The 22,315-nt window shown below is 71.0% G+C and carries 20 protein-coding genes; 6 read left to right on the forward strand and 14 right to left on the reverse strand.

Annotation, left to right across the window (positions count from 1 at the left end; genetic code table 11):
• Positions 1-6: 6 nt before the first annotated feature.
• The 4 genes from ACXJKD_RS14210 to kdd are packed head-to-tail and all read right to left on the reverse strand — an operon-like array spanning position 7 to position 6,843.
• Complete coding sequence (locus ACXJKD_RS14210) at positions 7-1,209, reverse strand: acetate/propionate family kinase (RefSeq protein ID WP_457255270.1); 1,203 nt, start codon at positions 1,207-1,209, stop codon at positions 7-9.
• Positions 1,209-3,266, reverse strand: coding sequence for a phosphate acetyltransferase (gene pta, locus ACXJKD_RS14215; RefSeq protein WP_457255271.1), 2,058 nt, complete (start codon positions 3,264-3,266; stop codon positions 1,209-1,211). The genes ACXJKD_RS14210 and pta overlap by 1 nt, the downstream gene beginning before the upstream one ends.
• Positions 3,267-3,275: 9 nt before the next feature.
• Positions 3,276-5,723, reverse strand: a complete 2,448-nt coding sequence (locus tag ACXJKD_RS14220) for a phosphoketolase family protein (RefSeq protein ID WP_457255272.1) — start codon at positions 5,721-5,723, stop codon at positions 3,276-3,278.
• A 49-nt stretch (positions 5,724-5,772) separates the two neighbouring features.
• Positions 5,773-6,843: an L-erythro-3,5-diaminohexanoate dehydrogenase gene (kdd, locus tag ACXJKD_RS14225; RefSeq protein ID WP_457255273.1), complete on the reverse strand. Its 1,071-nt coding sequence runs from the start codon at positions 6,841-6,843 to the stop codon at positions 5,773-5,775.
• An 86-nt stretch (positions 6,844-6,929) separates the two neighbouring features.
• Between kdd and ACXJKD_RS14230 the strand changes: the two genes are divergently transcribed.
• The 3 genes from ACXJKD_RS14230 to ybaK all read left to right on the forward strand — a co-directional run bounded on the left by ACXJKD_RS14230 (position 6,930) and on the right by ybaK (position 9,543).
• The gene (locus ACXJKD_RS14230) at positions 6,930-8,375 is read left to right on the forward strand and encodes a KamA family radical SAM protein (RefSeq protein ID WP_457255274.1); all 1,446 of its coding nucleotides are present in this window, start codon (positions 6,930-6,932) and stop codon (positions 8,373-8,375) included.
• Between the two features lie 80 nt (positions 8,376-8,455).
• Entirely contained in the window at positions 8,456-9,067 is a 612-nt protein-coding gene (locus tag ACXJKD_RS14235) for a biotin transporter BioY (protein ID WP_457255275.1), read from the forward strand.
• A gap of 2 nt (positions 9,068-9,069) precedes the next feature.
• A complete protein-coding gene (ybaK, locus tag ACXJKD_RS14240) occupies positions 9,070-9,543 on the forward strand; it encodes a Cys-tRNA(Pro) deacylase (protein WP_457255276.1) in 474 nt (157 codons plus the stop codon).
• Positions 9,544-9,547: 4 nt separating this feature from the next.
• Here ybaK and ACXJKD_RS14245 read toward each other — a convergent pair whose 3' ends face one another.
• Positions 9,548-9,970 carry an Lrp/AsnC family transcriptional regulator gene (locus ACXJKD_RS14245; protein ID WP_457255277.1) on the reverse strand — a complete coding sequence of 141 codons (423 nt, stop codon included), beginning with the start codon at positions 9,968-9,970 and terminating at the stop codon, positions 9,548-9,550.
• Between the two features lie 58 nt (positions 9,971-10,028).
• Between ACXJKD_RS14245 and ACXJKD_RS14250 the strand changes: the two genes are divergently transcribed.
• Complete coding sequence (locus ACXJKD_RS14250; protein WP_457255278.1) at positions 10,029-11,024, forward strand: 5'-3' exonuclease; 996 nt, start codon at positions 10,029-10,031, stop codon at positions 11,022-11,024.
• A gap of 10 nt (positions 11,025-11,034) precedes the next feature.
• Here ACXJKD_RS14250 and ACXJKD_RS14255 read toward each other — a convergent pair whose 3' ends face one another.
• The gene (locus ACXJKD_RS14255) at positions 11,035-12,384 is read right to left on the reverse strand and encodes a DUF222 domain-containing protein (protein WP_457255279.1); all 1,350 of its coding nucleotides are present in this window, start codon (positions 12,382-12,384) and stop codon (positions 11,035-11,037) included.
• Between the two features lie 253 nt (positions 12,385-12,637).
• Between ACXJKD_RS14255 and ACXJKD_RS14260 the strand changes: the two genes are divergently transcribed.
• Positions 12,638-13,282: a LysE family translocator gene (locus ACXJKD_RS14260; RefSeq protein ID WP_457255280.1), complete on the forward strand. Its 645-nt coding sequence runs from the start codon at positions 12,638-12,640 to the stop codon at positions 13,280-13,282.
• 105 nt (positions 13,283-13,387) lie between these two features.
• On the opposite strand, the gene ACXJKD_RS14265 is transcribed toward ACXJKD_RS14260, so the two are convergent.
• From ACXJKD_RS14265 to ACXJKD_RS14295, 7 genes are all read right to left on the reverse strand, one after another.
• On the reverse strand, positions 13,388-16,225 hold the full coding sequence (locus ACXJKD_RS14265; protein ID WP_457255281.1) for a DEAD/DEAH box helicase: 2,838 nt from the start codon (positions 16,223-16,225) through the stop codon (positions 13,388-13,390).
• A gap of 10 nt (positions 16,226-16,235) precedes the next feature.
• Positions 16,236-17,135: a YegS/Rv2252/BmrU family lipid kinase gene (locus tag ACXJKD_RS14270; protein ID WP_457255282.1), complete on the reverse strand. Its 900-nt coding sequence runs from the start codon at positions 17,133-17,135 to the stop codon at positions 16,236-16,238.
• On the reverse strand, positions 17,132-17,938 hold the full coding sequence (gene tatC / locus ACXJKD_RS14275) for a twin-arginine translocase subunit TatC (protein WP_457255283.1): 807 nt from the start codon (positions 17,936-17,938) through the stop codon (positions 17,132-17,134). The genes ACXJKD_RS14270 and tatC overlap by 4 nt, the downstream gene beginning before the upstream one ends.
• A 29-nt stretch (positions 17,939-17,967) precedes the next feature.
• Positions 17,968-18,255 (reverse strand): Sec-independent protein translocase subunit TatA, encoded by a 288-nt coding sequence (tatA, locus tag ACXJKD_RS14280; RefSeq protein ID WP_056921004.1) that lies wholly within the window; start codon positions 18,253-18,255, stop codon positions 17,968-17,970.
• A 67-nt stretch (positions 18,256-18,322) separates the two neighbouring features.
• Positions 18,323-18,634 (reverse strand): hypothetical protein, encoded by a 312-nt coding sequence (locus ACXJKD_RS14285; RefSeq protein ID WP_457255284.1) that lies wholly within the window; start codon positions 18,632-18,634, stop codon positions 18,323-18,325.
• Positions 18,635-18,643: 9 nt separating this feature from the next.
• Positions 18,644-19,627: a helix-turn-helix transcriptional regulator gene (locus ACXJKD_RS14290; RefSeq protein ID WP_457255285.1), complete on the reverse strand. Its 984-nt coding sequence runs from the start codon at positions 19,625-19,627 to the stop codon at positions 18,644-18,646.
• Positions 19,624-20,613: a helix-turn-helix transcriptional regulator gene (locus ACXJKD_RS14295; RefSeq protein WP_457255286.1), complete on the reverse strand. Its 990-nt coding sequence runs from the start codon at positions 20,611-20,613 to the stop codon at positions 19,624-19,626. Before ACXJKD_RS14295 ends, ACXJKD_RS14290 begins: the two co-directional genes overlap by 4 nt.
• A gap of 55 nt (positions 20,614-20,668) precedes the next feature.
• Between ACXJKD_RS14295 and ACXJKD_RS14300 the strand changes: the two genes are divergently transcribed.
• Positions 20,669-21,790, forward strand: a complete 1,122-nt coding sequence (locus ACXJKD_RS14300; protein WP_457255599.1) for a DUF3866 family protein — start codon at positions 20,669-20,671, stop codon at positions 21,788-21,790.
• 82 nt (positions 21,791-21,872) lie between these two features.
• On the opposite strand, the gene ACXJKD_RS14305 is transcribed toward ACXJKD_RS14300, so the two are convergent.
• Complete coding sequence (locus ACXJKD_RS14305; RefSeq protein WP_457255287.1) at positions 21,873-22,259, reverse strand: FKBP-type peptidyl-prolyl cis-trans isomerase; 387 nt, start codon at positions 22,257-22,259, stop codon at positions 21,873-21,875.
• Positions 22,260-22,315: the final 56 nt, after the last annotated feature.

The raw sequence follows: 22,315 nt of genomic DNA on the forward strand, positions 1-22,315 counted from the left end.
AGCACCCTAGACGGGGGCGTCCTCCCCTAGGACGGCGAGGCAGGCCCGGGCGATCTCCAGCTCCTCGTTGGTCGGGACGACGTAGGCGGGGATCCGGCTGTCGGCTGCCGTGACCAGCCGTTCGGGGTCGCCGCCGGCGTTGGCGTCGTGGTCGGGGACGACACCGAGGGCGCCCAGGCCGGACAGCACCGCGGCCCGGACGGCGACGCTGTTCTCACCGATGCCGCCGGTGAAGGCGACGGCGTCCACCCGGCCCAGCGCCACGGCATACGCACCGACGTACTTGCGCAGCCGGTAGACCATCACGTCGAAGGCCAGGGCGGCGTTCGCGTCGCCAGCGGTGCGGCGGCGTTCGAGCTCGCGCAGGTCGGAGACGCCCGCGAGGCCGAGGAGGCCGCTGGCCTTGTTGAGCGCCTCGTCGTATGCCGTGGCGTCCAGGTCCGCAACCCGAGCCAGGTAGGCACCCAGCGCCGGGTCGACGTCGCCTGACCGGGTGCCCATCACGAGGCCCTCGAGGGGGGACAGCCCCATCGAGGTGTCGATGCTGCGGCCACCCTGCACCGCGCAGGCGCTGGCGCCGTTGCCGAGGTGGAGCACGATGACGTTGCAGTCCTCAGGGCGGCGGCCGAGGAGCTCGGCGGTCCGCCGCGACACGAAGCGGTGGGACGTGCCGTGGAAGCCGTAGCGCCTGACCTGGTGGCGTTCGCGCCACGCGCTGGGCACGGCATACGTGTGGGCGTGCGCGGGGAGGCTCTGGTGGAAGGCGGTGTCGAAGACCGCCACCTGTGGCACGTCCGGGAACGACTCCCGGGCGCTGAGGATCCCCTCGAGGTTGGCGGGGTTGTGCAGGGGCGCCAGCGGGACCAGCTCACGGATCGCGGCGATCACGCCGTCGTCGATGACCACCGGCTCGGTGAACAGGGGTCCCCCGTGCACGACGCGGTGCCCCACCGCGATGGGCGGGGTCGCCATCAGGTCTGGTCCGTGCTCGCGCAGCGCCGAGCGGGCGGCCTCGAGCGCGGCGCGGTGGTCGGGGCAGCTCACATCGGCCGTCGAGGTGCGGCCGCCGGTGGTGTGCTCGAGGCGCCCGTGGCCACCGATCTGGTCGACGAGGCCGGTCGCCGCGGTCTCGCCCGTCGTCGCGTGGAGGACCTGGTACTTCAGCGACGACGAGCCGGCGTTGACGACCAGGACCGTCCGCGATGACATCAGGCGCCGGCCTGGACGGCGGTGATCGCGATGGTGTTGACGATGTCGCGCACCAGGGCGCCTCGAGAGAGGTCGTTGACGGGTTGGTTGAGTCCCTGGAGCACGGGGCCGATGGCCACCGCCGAGGCGCTGCGCTGCACGGCCTTGTAGGTGTTGTTGCCGGTGTTGAGGTCGGGGAACACCAGCACGGTGGCGCGACCGGCGACCGGGCTGTCCTTGAGCTTGGTCGCTGCGACGTGGGGGTCGACGGCGGCGTCGTACTGGATCGGTCCCTCGACGAGGAGCTCCGGCGCTCGGTGGTGGACCAGGGCGGTGGCGGCCCGCACCTTGTCGACGTCGACGCCGCTGCCCGACTCCCCCGTCGAGTAGGACAGCATCGCGACGCGGGGCTCGATGCCGAACTGCCGGGCCGTGCGCGCCGAAGAGATCGCGATGTCGGCCAGCTGCTCGGCGGTGGGGTCGGGGTTGACGGCGCAGTCGCCGTAGACCAGCACCCGGTCGGCGAGGCACATCAGGAAGACGCTGGAGACGACCGAGACGTCCGGCGCGGTGCGCACGATCTCCAGGGCGGGTCGGATCGTGTGGGCAGTGGTCGTGATGCACCCCGAGACCATGCCGTCGGCCAGCCCCTGGTGCACCATCATCGTGCCGAAGTACGACGGGTCGACCACGCGGTCCCGGGCCTGGTCGAGGGTGACGCCCTTGTGGGCTCGAAGGGTGGCGTAGTCGCTGGCGAAGGACTCGCGCAGCGTGCTGGTGGCCGGGTCGACGACGTCGGCTCCGGAGATGTCCACGCCCAGACGCGCGGCATTCGCCCGGATCGTCTCCTCGGCGCCGAGGAGGGTCAGCCGGGCGATGCCCCTGGACAGGACCAGGTCGGCGGCGAGCAGGATGCGGTCCTCGGCACCCTCGGGCAGCACGATGTGCGCCCCGGCGGCGCGGGCGTCCTCCACCAGGCGGTGCTCGAACATCAGCGGCGTGACCGCGCCACCGCCGGCTGCGACGACCGGACCGAGCAGGGCTTCGGCGTCCAGCCCGCGCTCGACCATGGCGACGGCGGCCTCGAGCTTGCGGGTCGAGTCGGGGGTGAGCCGGCCCCGGGCAGCGCCGAGCCGCGACGCGGTGGTCATCGTGCCGCCGTCGGTGGCGATCACCGGCAGCACGACGTCGAGCCCCTCGATGAGCCGCTCGACCTGGGGCGGCAGGGGGAACCCGCCGTTGAGCACGATCCCGGACAGCGTCGGGAAGGTCTTGGACCGGTGTGCAAGCAGCACCCCGAGCACGACGTCCTCACGGTCGCCGGGCACGATCACCACGCCGCCCTCGATCAGCCGGTCGAGGACGTGCGGCATCGTCATGGCGGCCACGACCAGGCCCATGCACTCGCGGTCGAGCCAGGCGGGGTCGCCGTGCACGAGCCGACCGGCGCAGGCGTCGAGGAGGTCCTTGACGGTCGGTGCCCTGAGCAGCGGGGTCTCGGGCAGGGCCTGCACGGGGACGTGGACGCGCGCTGACACGGCCCGCTGCGTCTCGGTGAGCCGGTCCGGTGACACCTGGTTGGCCACCACCCCTGTGACGTGGGCGTGGGCCTCGCGCGCGGCCTGCACGGCCATCTCGGCGGTCGTGGCCACCTCGACGGGGTCGCGGCCCTGGGCGGGGACGACGAGCAGGAGGCGCGACCCGAGGTTGGCGGCGACGGCCGCGTTGACCGAGAACTCCGTGGGGGCCGCCACGTCGGTGAAGTCCGACCCGACCACCAGCACGACGTCGTGCGCGTGCGCGACCTCGTGGAACCGGTCCACGATCGCCCCCATCGCCCGCTCCGGGTCGGCGTGCAGGTCGTCGTAGGTGACGCCGCAGGCCCGCTCGACGGTCAGGTCGCCCGGCAGCTGCGACAACAGCGTGCGGACCAGCTCGTCGGGCACCCCGGCTCGGACGATGGGCCGGTAGACCCCGACCCTCCCGGCTCGCCTGGACAGCTGGTCGAGCAGCCCGACCGCCACCGCTGACTTGCCGGACTGCGCCTCGGTGCCGGCGATGTAGATGCTGGTGGCCACGGGTCGAAACTACCGGCCCGTCCGGTCGGTCGCCGGGTGGCCGCCCAGGCCGCGCCACGTCCAGTCGGCGATCTCGGGCAGGTCCTCGAGGTGCTCCTCGATGTAGGGCCGGTGCTCGGCCAGCCGTCGCTCGCACAGCTCGGTCAGGGTGTCCCAGCCGGCCACCCGTCGCTCGGCCCTGCGCAGCACCTCCAGGGCGAGGTGGAAACGGCTCATCCGGTTGAGCACGACCATGTCGAACGGCGTCGTCGTGGTGCCCTGCTCGCTGAAGCCGCGCACGTGGAACCGACCCGGGTCGCTGCGGCCGTGGATGAGCTGGTGGACGGCGCGGGGATATCCGTGGAACGCGAAGACCACGTGCTTGTCTGGGGTGAGCAACCCGTCGAACGTGCTGTCCGAGTATCCGTGGGGGTGGTCGTTCTCGGGCAGCAGCGCCATCAGGTCGACCACGTTGACGAACCGCACCCGCAGGTCTGGCACGTGCTCGGCGAGCAGCTCCACCGCGGCCAGCGCCTCCTGGGTCGGCACGTCGCCGGCACACGCCAGCACGATGTCCGGGTCGTCGCCCGGGCCACAGGTGCTGGCCCACTCCCACACGCCGGCGCCGGCGGCGCAGTGCGCGTGGGCCTCGTCGAGGGTGAGGTACTGGAGGTGCTTCTGCTTGTCGACCACGATGAGGTTGACGTGGTTGGTGCTGCGCAGGCAGTGGTCGGTGATCGACAGGGTGGTGTTGGCGTCCGGCGGCAGCCAGACCCGCACGACCTCCGGCGACAGCGGGATGAGGCAGTCGATCAGCCCGGGACCCTGGTGGGAGAAGCCGTTGTGGTCGTTGCGCCAGCAGGTCGAGGTGAGCAGCACGTTCAGGGACGACACGTCAGCGCGCCACGGCAGCTCCTGCGCGTGCTGGAGCCACTTCACGTGCTGGACCGCCATCGACGCCGACACCATCGCGAACGCCTCGTAGGTCGCGAAGACCCCGTGGCGACCGCTGAGCAGGTAGCCCTCGAGCCAGCCCTCGCAGAGGTGCTCGCTCAACACCTCCATGACCCTGCCGTCCGGCCCCAGCTGCTCGTCGGTGTCCCGCAGCGGACCCATGAAGCAGCGGTCGGTCACCTCGAACACCGGCTGCAGCCGGTTGCTCGCGGTCTCGTCCGGCGAGAACAGCCGGAAGGTGCCGCCACCGTCGGGACGGGCCGTCGCGGCATACAGGTCGCGCATGAGCCGACCCGAGGTGATGGTGTTCTCCAGCGAGAGCTGGCCACGCGTGGACGGCGTCACCGTGAACTCGTGCGCCGTGAGGTCCACCTCGGGCAGCTCGGCCCTCAGCCGCCCGCCGTTGGCGTAGGGAGTCGCCGACATCCGCTTGTCCCCCTCCGGCGCGAGGTCACGCAGCGCGGGCACGAGCCGCCCGTCGGCGTCGAAGAGCTGGTCGGGGCGGTAGGTCTGCAGCCACTCCTCGAGCATCCTGAGGTGTTCGGGGTCCTTCGCGAGGCCGGACAGCGGCACCTGGTGGGCGAGGTTCGTGCCCTCGACCTGCTTGCCGTCGACCACGGCCGGACCGGTCCAGCCCTTGGGCGTGCGCAGGACGATCGCCGGCCACGCGTGCCGGACCGGCTGCGCCGGCCCGTCGCCGTCGCGGGCCTCGTCCTGGATCTCCCGGATCCGGTCGTGGGCGGCGGCCAGGGCGGCGCGGAACGCCGGGAACACCTCCTGGGGGTCGTCGCCGCTGACGGTCACGGGGTCCCAGCCCTGGCTGCTCAGGTAGGCCTCGACATCCCCGTCGCTGGTGCGCCCCAGGACGGTCGGCCCCGCGATCTTGTAGCCGTTGACGTGCAGGATCGGCAGCACCGCGCCGTCCCGACGCGGGTTGAGGAAGTTCGGCAGGCGCCAGGAGGCGGCCATCGGGCCGGTCTCGGCCTCCCCGTCACCGACCACGCAGGCCACGACGAGGTCGGGGTGGTCGAACGCCGCCCCGGCGGCATGGACCAGCGCGTAGCCGAGCTCGCCCCCCTCGTGGATGGAGCCCGGGGTCTGCACGCTGACGTGGCTGGGGATGCCCCCGGGCGAGGAGAACTGGCGGAACAGCCGCAGCACGCCCTCGGCGTCGTCACCGACGTGGGGGTAGACCTCGCTGTAGGTGCCCTCGAGCCAGGCTGCCGCCACCAGTGCCGGACCGCCGTGTCCCGGGCCGGTGACGTAGAGCCAGTCGGAGTCGGTCTCGCGGATCCGCCGGTTCACCAGCGCGTAGATCATCGACAGGCCCGGACTCGTGCCCCAGTGCCCGAGCAGTCGCGGCTTGGTGTGGGCCAGGGCCAGCGGCTCGCGGAGCAGGGCGTTGTCGCGCAGGTAGATCTGCCCCACGGTCAGGTAGTTGGCCGCGGCCCACCACCGCAGGTCGAGCTCGAGGTCCTCGGCGGAGTAGGTCAGCTCTTCGGGCACGACGGAGTTCTGCGGCATGCGCCAACCCCACCACGCTGCGTGGCGCAGCGATAGGCCCTTGGTCCTGCTACTCCTCCAGCCGTCCCTCGAACAAGCCGCGCACCGCGGCGTTGCTCCGGATCAGCTCCAGTGCGTATGCCGCATGGCCAGGGACGTAGCCGTTGCCCACCAGCATGCGCACGTCGGCCGCCACGCCCTCGGCGCCGAGGGCGGCTGCCGCGAAGTGCGTCGCCATGGAGAAGTAGATGATCGTGCCGCCCTGGGCGGTCGACAGGATGGCGGGCTGCTCACACCCGGGCACGTCGACGCAGACGACGGTGACGTCAGCCGGACCGCCCGCCGCCGCCACTGCCTCCGAGAGGCCCAACGGGCTGCGCGCGTCGGCGATGACGACCTCGTCGGCCAGGCCGGTGCCTTCGAGCAGGTCGGCCTCACGCTGCACGGGCACCACCGCGATCCGGCGACCGGCTCCGGCATCGGCGGCAGCAGCGAGGGACAGCGAGCCGGACTTGCCGGCCCCGCCGAGGACCGCCACGGTCGGCGCGAGTCCGCGCTCGGCATACTCACGCACGACCCTGGCGACGAGGGCAGGGGCGCCGCACACGTCCATCACCATGAGGGCAAGGTCGGGGTCGAGGTCCTCGGGCAGCTGGGCGGCGATCGATCGCCCGAAGAGGATCGCGTGCCCCTGGGCCGGGACGCGTTCGGACCGCCCGTCCCAACCGCCGAGCTCGTCGGTGATCACGAGCGGGGTCAGGGACAGGGAGACGAGGGTGGCGACGCGGTCGCCGACCGACAGACCGAGGGTCGACTCCGGTCCGACCTCGGCGACGGTGCCGATGAGCATGCCGCCCGAGCCGGTCACGGGGTTCTGCATCTTGCCCCGGGTGGCGACGATGTCGAGGACCTCGGCGCGGACCGCGTCGCCGTCCCCGCCGTGCTTCTCGGTGAGCTGGCGGAACGACGCGGCGTCGAGGTTGAGCGTCTCGATCGCGATCCGCACCTCGTCGGGCCACAGCTCGGCGGTGGCGTCCAACCGGGCTGCGGCCTGCGGGAGGCAGGCCCCGGCCGGTTCGAGCACGCGGTGCAGACCCACCGGCGAGGACGGCGTGGATCGGCGTTCGATCGACGCAGACACAGAATCTCCCATCAATAGCGACACTCACCGCAAAAGTTGCGGCGGTTGGTCGATTTCATCGGAACCTGTCCCGTATCCTGCCATGCATGAGCACCGCGATCGAGCAGCCCTACGTCTACCGGCACCGCGAGCTGGTGGAGCCCGACTGGACCCGGTTCCCCGGCTGGCGTGACGTGACCGCCACCGACTGGGCCAGCGCCCAGTGGCAGCGCGCCCACTGCGTCAAGAACATCAAGCAGCTCCGCGAGCTCATGGGCGACCTGCTCACAGACCCGTTCTACGCCGACCTCGAGCGCGACCAGGCCGAGCGGGCGACGATGTCGATGCTGGTGCCGCCGCAGATGATGAACACCATGGTCAGCGAGCTGACCTGGGCCGACGGCACGCCGCCCGCGGCGGGTGCCGAGTTCACCCGGGCGTTCTACGCCGACCCGATCCGGCGCTACATGCTCCCGGTGTTCTCCGACCGTCGCACCGACTGGCCCTCGCACCCGCACGCCACCCGCGACAGCCTGCACGAGCACGACATGTGGGTCGCCGAGGGCCTCACCCACCGCTACCCCACCAAGGTGCTCGCCGAGCTGCTGCCGACCTGTCCGCAGTACTGCGGCCACTGCACCCGCATGGACCTCGTCGGCAACTCCACGGCGGTGATCGACAAGCTCAAGCTGACCGGCAAGCCCGTCGACCGATACGCGGCGATGCTCGCCTACCTCCAGCAGACCCCGCAGGTGCGCGACGTCGTCGTCTCCGGCGGTGACGTCGCCAACATGCCGTGGAAGAACCTCGAGGGCTTCATCGACAAGCTCCTCGACGTCGACAACATCCGCGACATCCGGCTGGCCACCAAGGCGCTCATGGGTCTGCCGCAGCACTGGCTCCAGCCCGACGTGGTCGAGGGCGTGGCCCGCGTCTCCGCGAAGGCGCGGTCGCGCGGTGTCTCGCTGGCGATCCACACCCACGTCAACAACGCCCAGTCCGTCACCCCGCTCGTCGCGGATGCGGCCAAGGCGATGCTCGAGGCCGGCGTCCGCGACGTGCGCAACCAGGGCGTCCTCATGCGTGGGGTCAACGACACCACCGAGCAGCTGCTCGACCTCTGCTTCGCGCTCCAGGACGACGCGATGATCACCCCGTACTACTTCTACATGTGCGACATGATCCCGTTCTCCGAGCACTGGCGGCTCTCGCTCGCCGAGGCGCAGCACTTGCAGCACTCGATGATGGGTTACCTGCCCGGCTTCGCCACGCCGCGTATCGTGTGCGACGTGCCCTACGTCGGCAAGCGCTGGGTGCACCAGGTCGACAGCTACGACACCGAGCGCGGTATGTCGTTCTGGCGCAAGAACTACCGCACCTCGATCGAGGGCGCGGACACCGACGCGCTGTCACGCGACTACGTCTACTACGACCCGATCTACACGCTGCCCGAGGCCGGTCAGCAGTGGTGGCGCGAGGAGGGCGACCACGAGGCTGCCCACGCCGTGGCCGTCGAGCGCGCCGCCGCCAGCCGTGAGGCGTCGCTCGTCTGAGTCGGTGACCGCGGGCGGTGTGACGTGGTCGACGTGAGACATGCGTATGCCGCGTGGCCGGCTTTCGCTAGGTTGCTCCCGTGACTGCTATCGCCCTCCCCCGCAAGCGCGTCCTCGCCGACTACGTCCCTGCCGTCGCCGGTGTCCCGGCCTCGGTCGGGGCCCGGGTCCGCGACCTCGCCCTCGTCGCCGCAGGTGCCGGTTTCATCGGCCTGCTGGCGCAGTGGCACATCCCGCTCCCCGGCACGCCGGTCCCCCTCACGCTCGGCACCTTCGCGGTGCTGCTCACCGGAGCCTCGCTCGGCGGCCTGCGGGCCCTGCTGAGCGTCGGCACGTACCTCGTCGCCGGTGGCCTCGGGGTCAACTGGTTCGCCAACCACAAGGACGGCTGGGGCGGCGTCACCTTCGGCTACATCATCGGCTATGTCATCGCGGCGACGCTCGTCGGCTGGCTGGCGCAGCGCGGTGGTGACCGGACCGTCGCCAAGACCGTCGTCACCATGGCCCTCGGCAACCTGATCATCTACGCCGTGGGTGTGTCCTGGCTGATGAACGCGACCGGCATGGACCTGCAGGCCGGGCTGAAGGCTGGCATGACCCCGTTCCTCATCGGTGACGCCATCAAGATCGCGGCGGCCGCCGGCCTGCTCCCTGCAGCCTGGTCGCTCGTGAAGCGCGTCGAGAAGCGCTGAGGTTGGCCTCAGGCACTCCTGCCACGACGGCCCTGACCCGACTCGGGCTGGCCTTCGAGCTGCACCCCTACGACCATGACCCGGGAGCGGCCTCCTACGGAATGGAGGCCGCTGCCGCGTTGTCGGTGCCGCCGGGCCAGGTCTTCAAGACCCTGCTCGTGATCGGTGACTCGGGTCTGGCCGTGGGTGTGGTGCCCGTCGACCGGCAGCTCGACCTCAAGGCAGTTGCCTCGGCGCTCGGGCTGAAGAAGGTCGCGATGGCGCAGCCGTCTGACGCCGAACGCTCCACCGGCTACGTCGTGGGTGGCATCTCCCCGATCGGTCAGCGCAAGGCGCTCCCGACGGTCGTCGACGAGTCAGCCCTGAGCTTCGAGCGGGTCTACGTCTCGGGTGGGCGACGCGGGCTCGACCTCTCCCTGGCACCAGGTGACCTGGTGGTCGCGACGAAGGCAACCATCGCGTCGATCGCCCGCTGAGTCTCTACTCCCAGGGCGTCGAGAGCACCACGGTGGTGCGGGTCGCCACGTTGGCGGCGGCCCGGATCCGAGCCAGCAACGTCTCGAGGTCGCCGGGAGTCCGCACCCTGGCCTTGAGGATGTAGTTCTCCTCCCCCGCCACCGAGTGGCAGGCCTCGAGCTCGGTGATGTCGCGCAGTCGGTCGGGGATGTCGTCGGGCGCAGCGGGATCCAGCGGTGAGATGGAGATGAAGGCCGTCAACGGGAGGTCGAGGGCAGTGAAGTCCACGAGCGCGGCATACCCCTTGACGACGCCACGCTCCTCGAGCCGGCGGACCCGCTGGTGCACCGCGGAGGTGGACAGGCCCATGGCCTTGCCCAGGTCGGTGTAGCTCATCCGGCCGTCGGCGCGAAGCAGGTCGACGATGCGTCGATCGAGGTCTTCCACGCCCATACCCTACTGAGGACGGGCCCGTCTCGCGGGTCGTAGTGGGAGCATGTCCGCCATGACCCCGCCCGCCGGCACCGGCCGTCTCATGCTGCTCGACAGCGCTTCCCTCTACTTCCGGGCGTTCTTCGGTGTCCCCGACCAGCGATCTGACCCCTCCCAGCCACCCACGAACGCGATCCGTGGGTTCCTCGACATGATCGCCTCCCTCGTCACGACCCACCAGCCGACCCACCTCGCGGCCTGCTGGGACAACGACTGGCGACCGCAGTGGCGGGTCGACCTGCTGCCCAGCTACAAGGCGCACCGGGTGACGGAGGAGTCGCCCGCACCCGTGGCGGGGACGGCGCCAGACCAGGCCCACCCGGCGTCGGACGACACCGTCGCCGAAGAGGTGCCGGACGACCTGGCGCCCCAGGTGCCGGTCATCGTCGACGCGCTGGCAGCGCTGGGGATCGCCCGGCTGGGGGCCGACGGCTTCGAGGCCGACGACGTGATCGGCACCCTGGCCACCCGGTGGGGCGGCACCATGAAGGTCGACATCGTGACGGGAGACCGCGACCTCTTGCAGCTCGTCGACGACGCTCGAGGCGTGCGCGTTCTCTACACCGGCAAGGGCGGGGTGCGAGACCCCGACCTCGCGACCCAGGACTACCTGCGGGAGCGGTATGCCGTGGAGAGTGGTGACTCCTACCTGGACATGTCGGTCCTGCGCGGCGACACCAGCGACGGTCTTCCCGGGGTCAAGGGCATCGGCGACAAGACCGCGGCTCAGCTCATCGCCGAGTACGGCTCGCTCGCCGGTCTTCGCGCGGCGGTGGACTCTGGGGTTCCGGCCATCAAGGGAGCCCGGCGGGCCAACCTCGAGGCGGCGACGGCGTACCTCGATGTGGCGCCCACCGTGGTGCGGGTGACTCGCGACGCACCGGTCGACGAGGTGGACCTGGCCCTGCCGACCGAGGTTGCGGACCCCGTGCTGATGAGCCGGATCGCGAGCGAGTTCGGGGTGACCAGCTCGTTCAACCGGGTGCTGTCCGCCCTGCGCATCGAGTAGCGGGGTCGAGCTACGCGGCCGCCAGCCTGACCTCGAGGGCGTGCTCGACCCAGCTGAAGTCCGGGCTCGCTCGCCTGGCCTCGAGCAGGGGCGCTGCCGTCGAGTCGTAGGTATGGCCGGTCGGCGTGCGCAGCCGCACCCGGTGTCGCCTGTCTGAGAGCCCAGGCCGACCACCCGCAAGTCCGTCCTGCAGCACCTCTGCGCTCCAGCCCACGGCTTCCTTGGTCTGGTTGCAGGCCTCGCACAGGCCCTGCCCGTTGCCGGCGCTGGTCGGCCCGTCACGACCGGCTGCCACGACGTGGTCGGCGTGCCGGATCGGGGCATCGCACCACGGAGTGCGACAGGTCTTGTCGCGCAGGACCAGGAACCGCCTGAGGCCGTCGGGGAACAGCCGCCTTCGGCTCTCGAGCGCCACGAGCTGCCTCTCGTCCGGGCTGACGAACAGTCGACGGAACCAGATCGGGGCACCACCACGTGCCGCGGCGTCGAGCAGGCGACGGGCGGGACCCGCACCGATCGGCCCGTGACCCAGCACCTCGCTTGGCTGGTCGTCTGAGCCAAGCAGAGCGTCGACCGGCATCACGAGGTTGACCTCGATGGGGACGGCGTCGGCGGTCGCCTGGCCGGTGACCCGCTCGACGAGCGTGTCGGCCATGATCTGGCCGCGGCCACGCCCGTCACCCGCAGCGATCAGCTCGGTCGCGCGGCGGTCCAACGCGGCATACGTGGCGACGCCTTGGGCCACCGGCAGGAGCCCACTCAGGTAGGTCATCGTGTCGGGCGCTGGCCGGAGGGACACGCAGCGCTCGGCGGCGGCCTTGCTGGCCCGACGGGCCACCGACTCCGGGTCGAGCTGGGCGGCGAGCCCTCGCGCTGCTCGCGCCACTTGTGCATCACCCATGGATGGAAGGTCAGCAGCGAGTCGGCGGTCGACCTCACGCCGGTCCTCGACGGACAAGACGGCTGTCTCGCGACACAAGACGGTCGCGCGCCACTCGCTGAGCCGTCCTGCCGTGAGGTGGGCCATCGTCTCGGGCATCTCGTCGACCATCGCCCGAGCGAAGCCCAGGTGCCTCGACCCGCGATGCGGCGACTCGCGCCGCGCCAGCGCGATCTGGGCAGCCACTCCCGTGCCCCGCTCTCGGGCGGGGACGCCCGAGGCGGCCTGCGCGGACTCCTGCGAGGCGGCGAACTTCACCGCCAGCCTGGCCTGCGCGGCCGCGGCCGCACCTTTGAGCGACTCGAGGGTGCTGATCAGGTCGATGCGCTCGGCATCGGACCCACCCTCGAGCGCGGCCAGGGAGGCCATGAAGGTGCGCACGGCGTCGACCGCCTGGCTCACATCCCCCGACTCGAACATGTGTCCACCCTAGAGGGAGGGTCTGACAATGGTTCGGGCTGAAGCCGCCACACTGCACTCACTGCAACAGGCGACGCCGACCTGCACGGAGGGCTCGACCGCAACTCCGAGCGTCAACCCGCTCAAGAGCCCCCTGATCGCGGCCTGAGCGACGAGATTGACCCTTGAAGCGTGCCAAGTAGCCACTCACGGGCCCGTCCCAGCGGGTCGCTGCCGAGCACAACGGTGGGATCGCCTGCCCTATCGTTGACCGGTGCCCAACCAACTCATGCCGTTCCTCGCGGTCATCTCGTTGCTCACGGTGACTCCCGGGCCAGACATGGCCTTGGTGCTTCGTAACGGGATGCGCGGAGGCGTCCGGACCGCTTGGTGGACGGGTCTTGGCTGCTGTGCGGGTATCGCGGTCTACGCGGCCGCTTCTGCGGTCGGGCTGGCGGCGGTGCTTGCCGCCTCCGCCGCCGCGTTCACGGTCATCAAGTTTGCTGGTGCGGCCTACCTCATCTATCTAGGGGTGACGGCGCTCGTGCACTCCCGAAAGGCGGCAGGCGCCGCCGACGACCAAGTCGCGGCCCCAGGTGGCGTCCCCGAGGCGGTACTCGGACGCAAGCAGGCGTTCCGCCAAGGGCTCATGAGCAACCTCCTCAACCCAAAGATTGCGCTGATCTTCCTGACGCTCATTCCGCAGTTCATCTCGCGCGGAGAGGAGCCGTTCGCCACTACAGCAGTTCTCGCTGCGGCGTTCCTCGGCATGGGGATCGTGTGGTGGCGAATCTTCTCGCTTGCCGTCGGCGTTCTCGGGAGCATCATGGCGCGTGACAGAGTGCGCGTCGCTGTTGAGCGGGTCACGGGCCTCGTGCTCATCGCACTCGGTGTGAGGGTCGCCGTCGCCCATCACTGACGCGACCGCTCATCGGCCAGATCCGGTCGTTGCGGGCCCGGCTCGCGGCAGCCACCTCCGACGCCCGGCCGGACCTTCGGACTGCGGATGCTCCGCTCCAACCCCTCAGTCGAGGCGGTCGGCGGCGACCACGCCACGCATCACGGCGTCGATGGCCTTGCGCGACGTGGCGCGCAGGGTCGGCTCAGGAGCCGCGTCACCGATCTGGCCGAGCAGGTCGACCACCTGCTTGCAGCGCCGCACGAAGTCGCCGGCCGCCATGTCGGACCCCCGCAGCACCTCCTCGAGCTGTCGACCGCTTGCCCAGCGGTGCATCATCCAGGCCATCCCGGCGTCGGGGTCGCCGGTGAGCGGCAGGCCCAGCTCGCGCTCGCGGTCCTCGAGCACCGACCAGAGCCGGTTCATCTCGCGGACCGCCTCGGCCACGTCCTCGTTCGGCATCCGCGGTGACGGGTCGGTCTCGTCGCGCCGAGGCTCGTGGATGAGGGCTGACACGACCGACGCGAGCCCGGCCGGGTCGAGCCGCTTCCACACGCCGAGGCGCAGGCACTCGGCCGCGAGCAGGTCCTTCTCGGTGTAGAGGCGACGGAGGTTCTCGCCCTGCGCAGTCACCAGGTCACCGCTGTCGGACAGGTAGCCCATCTCCCCGAGCAGCGTGCAGATCCGGTCGAAGGTCCTGGCGACCGAGTTGGTCCGCCCCTCCACCTTGCGCTGCAGCCCGACGGTCTCGCGCTTGAGCCGCCACCACCGCTCCGCCCAGCGGGCGTGGTCCTCACGGTCGGGACACTGGTGGCACGGGTGGGCCTTGAGCTGGCGACGCAGCTCGGCGATGCGGCCGTCCTCGGCGCTCCCTGCGTATGCCGCGGAGCCACGCGAGCGGGACGGCGGCGGGTCGTGGGGCACCGCGATGCGCAACGAGGTGGCGAGGTCGCGACGGGCTTTGGGGCTCTTGGCGTTGAAGTGCGGCGGCACCTTCACGTGCCCGACGGCCTCGACGGGCGTGGGGACGTCGACGAGCGTCAGCTTGAGCAGCTGCTTGTCCTCGGTGACCACGGTCGGGGCCGGTGTCTCGCCCCGGTAGGACTTGGACGGCTGCACCACGACGGCGTACCCGGCGCGACGACCCGACGGGATCTTGATGACGTCGCCGATCCGCAGCGTCTCCAGCGAGACCGCAGCCTCGGCTCGTCGACTGGCCGACCGCTCCCGGGCGCCGTCCTTCTCCAGCCGGGCGATCTCGTGGCGCAGCGCGGCATACTCCGCGAAGTCGCCGAGGTGGCAGGCCATTCCCTCGGCGTACCCCTCGAGGCCCTCCTCGTTCTTCCGCACGGCGCGGGCCATGCCGACGACGGCACGGTCGGCCTGGAACTGCGCGAACGACGTCTCGAGGATCTCGCGGGACGTCTCGCGCCCCACCTGGGCCACGAGGTTGACGGCCATGTTGTAGGTCGGGCGGAACGACGAGCGGAGCGGGTAGGTGCGGGTGGACGCAAGCCCGGCCACGGCGAGCGGGTCCATCCCCCGGTTCCACTGCACCAGGGCGTGGCCCTCGACGTCGATCCCCCGGCGGCCGGCCCGACCGGTCAGCTGGGTGTACTCGGCCGGCGTGATGTCGGCGTGGGTCTCGCCGTTGAACTTCACGAGCTTCTCGATGACCACGGTGCGCGCCGGCATGTTGATGCCGAGGGCCAGCGTCTCGGTGGCGAAGACCGCCCGGATCCGGCCGGCCGTGAACAGCTCCTCGACGATCTCGCGGAAGGTGGGCAGCATCCCCGCGTGGTGGGCGGCGAACCCTCGGGTGAGGCCGTCGACGAAGTCCCAGTAGCCGAGCACACCGAGGTCCTCGTCGGCCAGGGACGACACCCGCTCCTCGACGGTGCGCCGGATCTTGTCTCCCTCGGCCTCCGTGATCAGCCGGACGCCGTCGCGCAGCAGCTGACCGACCGCCGCCTCGCAGCCAACCCGGCTGAAGATGAAGGTGATCGCGGGGAGGAGTCCCTCACGCTCGAGCCGCTGGACGACCTCCGAGCGCGTCGCTCCCCCGCCGGGACGTCCCCCAGACGTGCGGGCCATTCCCCGGCCGCCGTGACCACCGCCGGGCCCCCGCGGGCCCTTGCCCCTGCCACCGCGGCCGTGCCGGTCGGAGTGTGAGCCGTGACGGGCCCCTTCGTCCCACCGACCGCGTTGCTCCGACTGGCGGATCGCCTGCAGCAGCTCGGGATTCACCCTCGTGGCGTCGATGCCGGTGACGGGAGCGGACGCCTCGTCGACGAACAGGTCGTACATCGACTGCGAGACCATCATGTGCTGCCACAGCGGCACCGGCCGGTGCTCCGACACGATGATGTCGACGCCGCCGCGCACCTCGGACAGCCACGCACCGAACTCCTCGGCGTTGCTCACGGTGGCGGACAGCGAGACGACCTGCACGTCCTGCGGGAGGTGGATGATGACCTCCTCCCACACCGCCCCGCGGAACCGGTCGGCGAGGTAGTGCACCTCGTCCATCACGACGAAGCCGAGGCCGTGCAGGGTGGACGACCCGGCATACATCATGTTGCGGAGCACCTCGGTCGTCATGACGACGACGGGTGCCTCGCCGTTGATCGAGGAGTCGCCGGTGAGCAGCCCGACGTTCTTCGCGCCGTGGCGCCGGACGAGGTCGTTGTACTTCTGGTTGGACAGCGCCTTGATCGGGGTGGTGTAGAACGCCTTGCGACCGCTGGCCAGGGCCAGGTGCACGGCGAACTCACCGACGATGGTCTTGCCCGCACCCGTCGGCGCCGCGACGAGCACGCCACGACCCGCCTCCACGGCTTGGCAGGCCTGCACCTGGAAGTCGTCGAGGGGGAACCCGACCGTGGCCGCGAAGGCGGCCAACTGCGACTTCTCGTATGCCGCGCGGCTGGCGTTTGCGGCGTATCGCTCAGCGGGCGTCGACATGCTCCCGAGCCTACGGTGCGGCAGGCGCCAGCACCGTCACCGCGCCGGGGACCACCTCGACGGTCAGCGGCAGCGGGGCGAACCGCTCGCCGTCGGCGTAGGCCACGATGCCGGCGGCCTCGAGCGTGACCGACCGACCGCGGATGATCTCGACCGCAGGATGACCCACGTGGGCGCCCTTGAACACCTTGGGAAAGACCTTGAGGAACTCCATCGTGCTGATCTCGTGGAGCAGGAGCACGTCGAGCAGGCCGTCGTCGAACTGCGCGTCCGGCAGCACCTGCATGCCTCCCCCGTAGCTCGGTCCGTTGCCGACCACGACGAGCATCGCCTTGGTCTCGTGACGGACCCCGTCCACGGTCACGACATAGGGAATCGCCTTGAACAGCGGGAGCTCGCGGAGGATGGCGAGGTTGTAGCGCATCTGCCCCTTGGGCCACGGCCAGGTGTTGGCACGCTCGTTGACGAGCGAGTCGAAGCCGGCACCGAGCACCCCCACGTACCAGTGCCGGATGCCGTGGGCGTCGACGTGGCGGACGGCATCGATGGTGCGGGGCACGCCGGTGGTCACGAGGTCGGCCGCCCGCACCGGGTCGTGGACCGGCAGGCCCAGGCCACGGGCGACGTCGTTCCCGGTGCCGGCGGCGATGATGGCCAGCGTCGTCTTGGTCTCCGCCGCGAGGTCGACGCCGAGGTGCACCATGCCGTCACCACCCACCACGGCCAGGACGTCCAGGCCCTGCGCGATGGCGCCGAGCGCGCGGTCGCGAGCCGCGGCATACGTCTCGTCGGAGAGGTCGACGACGTCGTGGCCGGCCGCCCTCATCCGCTGGGCGACCTCGATGCCGAGCGACATCCCCCGGTTCTTCCCCGAGGTGGGGTTGACGACCAGGCCGATGCGCTTGGTCACAACGACGAGGCCTCGTCGTCGGGCACCTCGACCCACTCGGGACGGTTCTTGCGGCGCGCCCGCTCGATGAGCTTGCTGACGAGGATGGCCGCCACGTAGAGGATGCACAGCGGTATGGCCAACAGGAACATCGTGAACGCGTCCGGCGTCGGCGTGGCGATGGCCGAGATGACGAAGATGCCGAAGATCGCCGGCCGCCAGGCATTGATCATCGCGGAGGCGGGCAGGATCCCGATGGCGTTGAGCGCCACCAGGAAGACGGGCATCAGGAACGCGCAGCCGAAGGCCAGGATGAACCGGGTGACGAACGAGAAGTAGTCGCTGACCTGCTGGATGTTCGACGCGCCGGCAGGCGTGAACCCGTAGAGCACCTCCAGCACCTTCGGCAGCACGTAGTAGGCCAGTGCACAGCCCGCCAGGAACAGCGGAACGGTCGCCGCGATGAACGCGAGCGACACCCGCCGCTCCTTCTTGGTGAGGCCCGGCACGATGAAGGCCCACAGCTGGTAGAGCCACACCGGGCTCGAGAGCAGCACCCCGACGAAGATCGACAGGCTGACCTGCTGGGAGAAGGCCGCGGTGGCGTTACCGAAGTTCAGGCTGATGACGCTCGTGGGGTTCTGGTTCTTGTACTCGTTGAACGGTGCCGCCAGTTGGTCGTAGACCCGCTCGTAGGAGATCCAGCCCAGCACCGCACCCGCGAGGAGGGTGATCGCGGAGATCAGGAACCGTCGGCGGAGCTCGCGCAGGTGGTCGCCGAGGGACATCCGCCCCTCAGGGTTGCGGGCACGCCGGAAGGCCATGGTCGTGGGTGGCGAAGGAGCTGGGGACTCTAGGAGGCGCCGGAGCTGTTGTCCGTGCGCGGGGTGTTGTCCTCGCGGATCGGGTTGGTGCCCTCGGTGCCGGGGCTCGCGCCCGCGTCCTTGACCGTCTCGCCCTTCACGGTGTCAGCGCTCGCCGCCGACTTGCCGTCGTTCTTCATCTCGTCGACCTCGGACTTGAAGATGCGCATCGACCGACCGATGGAGCGCGCGGCATCCGGAAGGCGCTTGAAGCCGAAGAGCACGACCAGGAGGACGAGCAAGATGATGAGGTGCCAGCCCTCGAACAGTCCGCGCATGCTACTCATTTCCTCTCGGTCACCAGGTGACCATGATCTCGGTCGTGCCGGGGGTGCGGCACTGCAGTCAGTCTAGGTGTCGGGCCCAGCTTGGACGCCGCGCGGCCAGCCGGGCGCGCCGCTGCTGCTTCAACGAGGCGCGGGTGGCGTCGCGTTCCCGGCGCAGCTGACGGGGGTCGCCGAAGATGTCGGCTTGCGGAGGAGGAGGTCGCTCACCGAGGCGGTCGGTCTCGGCCTGCAGCGCGGCCACGGTCCGGGAGGAGCGGCTGACCTCGGCCGTGAGCTCCTTGAACTGGCCCCAGACGCCCCAGGCGCGGGTCGCCAGGTAGGCCAGCGCGATCAGCACCAGCAGCGCCCAGATCAGGATCCACCACCACACGGGACGACCCTACTCGTAGGCCTGCAGGGCCTCCTGTGCGCCCTCGCGCACGGAGGCCGCCACGTCGGCCGGGGCGAGGACCGTGCCGCGGCCGCCGAGCCGCCAGACCAGCCGACGGAGCCAGAGGGTGTCGGCCGTGCGCAGGGTGACGGTCTGCGACCCGTCGGGCTCGGTCTGCACCGAGTCCACCGGGTAGTAGTCACTGACCCAGGTGGCCCCCGGCTGCAGTCGCAGGGTGACGGGGGTGTCGTCCGGACGGGGGGTGAAGGCCCCCAGGTCGAGGTCCCGCAGCTGGGCATCGGGCGGTGGAGTGCCGTCCTCGTCGAGCACCTCGAGGCGGGCGATCCGGTCCATGCGGAAGGTGCGGGTGTCCTGGGCGAGGTGGCACCACCCCTCGAGGTACCAGCGCGAGTCGAGGTTCACCACGCGCATGGGGTCGACGTCACGCTCGGTGGCCTCGTCGCGGCTCGGCACGAGGTAGCGCAGGTGCACCCGGCGATGCCCCTCGACCGCACGGCGGGCGTCGGCCAGCAGGTCAGCCTCGACCCCCTCGTTGATCGACACCTCGACGCGGGCTGCGGCCTCGGCGCTCGCGCCGGTGGCCTGCTCGAGCTTGGCCATCGCCCGCTCGATGGCGTCCCGCTCCCCCAGGCCGGGGACCGAGGCCAGCGCACGCAGTCCCACCATGAGGGTCAGGGCTTCGTCGCGACCGAGCCGCAGCGGCCGCGCGATGGTGTCAGCGTTGGTGACGAAGACCCTGCCGTTCTCCCACTGGGCGTCGATCAGCTCGTCGGGCATCTGCCCGTAGCCACAGAGGTAGAGCAGGCGCAGGTCGGTCTCGAGCTGCTCGACCGTGATACCGAGCTCGGCGGCTGCCTGGTCGAGGTCGATCCCCTGCCGGGCGACGAGCCACGGCACCATCGTCAGGAGCCGGGCCAGCCGGTCGGTGGCCGTCTCCGGGAGGGTCCTGGCCCTCTTGGGAGGCGGCGTCATGCCGCACCGCCCGAGTGCGCGGCCAGCGCGCCACGCAGTCGCTGGACCACCAGCTCGCGCACCTCCGGCGGAGACGTGACGACGACGTCAGCGCCGTAGCCAGACACCTCGTCGGCCAGCGCGTCGTCGTCGCCGAACGGCACCACCAGCTCGCTCCACTCCCCCAGGTCGGTCGTGCTCGTGGCCCGGCGACGCAACGTGTTGCCCCGGTCGGCACGGACCCGGACGACCGCGTCGCGGGTCTGCTGCTCACCCACGGAGGTGCTGATCATCTCCTGCGCGCGGTGGTCGGCGGGCACGGCATACGGCTGCGCCTGCCTGACCTCGGTGACGTCGCCGTCGATGCGCGACAGCCGGAAGACCCTCGCCGCATCGCGGTCCAGGTCGAAACCCGTGAGGTACCAGCGACCGTGCCACGACGCGAGCCCCCAGGGCTGCACGACGCGGGTCATCACCGCGCCCTCGCCACCAGTGCGGTAGCCGAAGGAGATCGTGCGCTGCCCGACGACGGCGTTCTTGACCGGCTCGAAGGCCGGCTCGCTGGTGCCGAGGCGGGGCTCGATGCCGATGAGCGAGTCACCGTCACGTTCGATGCCGGCCGCCTTGAGCTTGCGCAGCGCCTGGGCCGCGGGACCGGCCAGCGAGGCGTGCGCCCACGTGCGGCTCGCCAACCCCAGCACGGCCAGCTCGTCGGCCTCGAAGGAGATGTCCGGGAGGGCGTACTCACGCTGGTCGATCCGGTAGCCCACCTCGTCGTCCCACGCCCCGCCGATGTCCTCGGTGACGAGCGGGATGCCGAGCTCGCGCAGCTCGTCCTTGTCGCGCTCGAACATCCGGTCGAAGGCCTCGTCGCTGGTGGCGTCGCCGTACTGCGGGACGACGGCACGGATCCGCGACTTGGGCAGGGGGCGGCGGGTGTAGAGCAGGCAGAGCACGAGGTTGAGCAGGCGCTCGGTCTTGGCCGCCGGACCGGTGGGGGAACTCACCCGCCCGACGCTACCCGAGTGGGACCCGCCCCTCGTGGCTAGTCTGCGTGTCGTGATGCAGTGGCGCGAGGGAACGGTCGAGCAGGTGCGTGGCCGGTGGCCGGGCGCCGTGGAGTATGCCGTGCGGCTGGGCGGTGCTCACCCTGACGACCATGACGGAGCCGAGCTCGTCCGGGCGCTCGCCTACACCGCCCTGGTCGGTGAGCCGCAGGTCGGTGACCGGGTGCTGCTCAACGCCTCCGCGCTGCTCCGGGGGCTCGGCACCGGGGGCTTGGCCTTCATCGTGGCCGCGCCCGACCGGCTGCCGGTGGACCCCGAGGCGACCGGGGGGCACATCGTCAAGGCGAGGTACACCCCGCAGCAGCAGATGTTCATGGCGGTGGACGAGCAGGACAGCCCGCACCACGACGTCATGACCGGGCCGCTGGCCGCCTCCGGTGACCTGCTGGGCATGCCCGTTGTCGTCGCCGACCTGCACTCCGCCCTGCCGGCCGTGCTCGCCGGGATCCGGCTCGACCGCCCGCACGCCCGGGTGGTCTACCTCATGACGGACGGGGGCGCCCTGCCACTCGCCTTCTCGCGGAACGTCGCGACGCTGACCGACGAGGGCTGGCTGGCCGGCACCGTGACGGTGGGCCAGGCCTACGGCGGCCAGTACGAGGCGGTGACCTTGCACTCCGGGCTGCTCGCGGCGAAGCACGTGCTCGCCGCCGACATCGCGGTCGTCATCCAGGGTCCGGGCAACGTCGGCACCGGCACCGCCTGGGGCTACACCGGAGTCGCCGCAGGCGAGGCGCTCAACGCCGTCAGCACGCTCGGCGGCCGAGGGGTCGCGGCGCTGCGGGTGTCGGACGCCGACGCCCGTGAGCGGCACCGCGGGATCTCCCACCACAGCACCACGGCCTACGGCCGGATCTGCCTCGTGGCGGCGGACGTCCCGCTGCCCACGGACCGGTCGGAGTTCGGGCTGCTCGTCGCCGAGCAGGCGCACGCCATGGTGCGAAGTGCCCAGGGCGCGCTGACCGTGCGGGAAGTCGACGCCGACGGTCTCGACGCTGCCCTGCGGGCCGTGCCGGTGCGGCTGTCGACCATGGGTCGCTCCCTCGACGAGGACCACGCGGCCTTCCTCTACAGCGCAGCAGCCGGGCGCCACGCCGCTCACCTTTATCGGGTGTAGGGACAACGTTGCGCTTCACCCGAGAACCGAACTCGGGTGAAGCGCAACGTTGTCGGGTCCAGCTCCGGGCGGACCGGTCTGCTCAGCGCACGTCCACGAGGTCGACCACGAAGATCAGGGTCTCGCCCGGCTTGATCGCGCCGCCGGCGCCACGGTCGCCGTAGCCCAGGTGCGGGGGGATGACCAGCTTGCGACGGCCGCCGACCTTCATGCCGACGATGCCGTCGTCCCAGCCACGGATGACCTGGCCGACGCCGAGCCGGAAGTCCAGCGGCGCGCCGCGGTTCCACGAGGCGTCGAACTCCTCGCCGGTCGAGTGGGCGACCCCGACGTAGTGCGCCGAGATGGTGTCGCCGGCTCCGGCCTCCTGGCCGTCACCCTCGGTGAGGTCCTCGATGATCAGCTCCGCAGGGGCCGCGTCGCCGGGGAAGTCGATCTCGGGCTTGGTGGTGTTGGGGTCGAAACCCATGGGGTTGCTCCTTCGCAGGGGGATGGTCGGGCTGGGGGTGGTTCAGGTGGAGCTGG

Source organism: Pedococcus sp. P5_B7 (genome assembly GCF_054049895.1).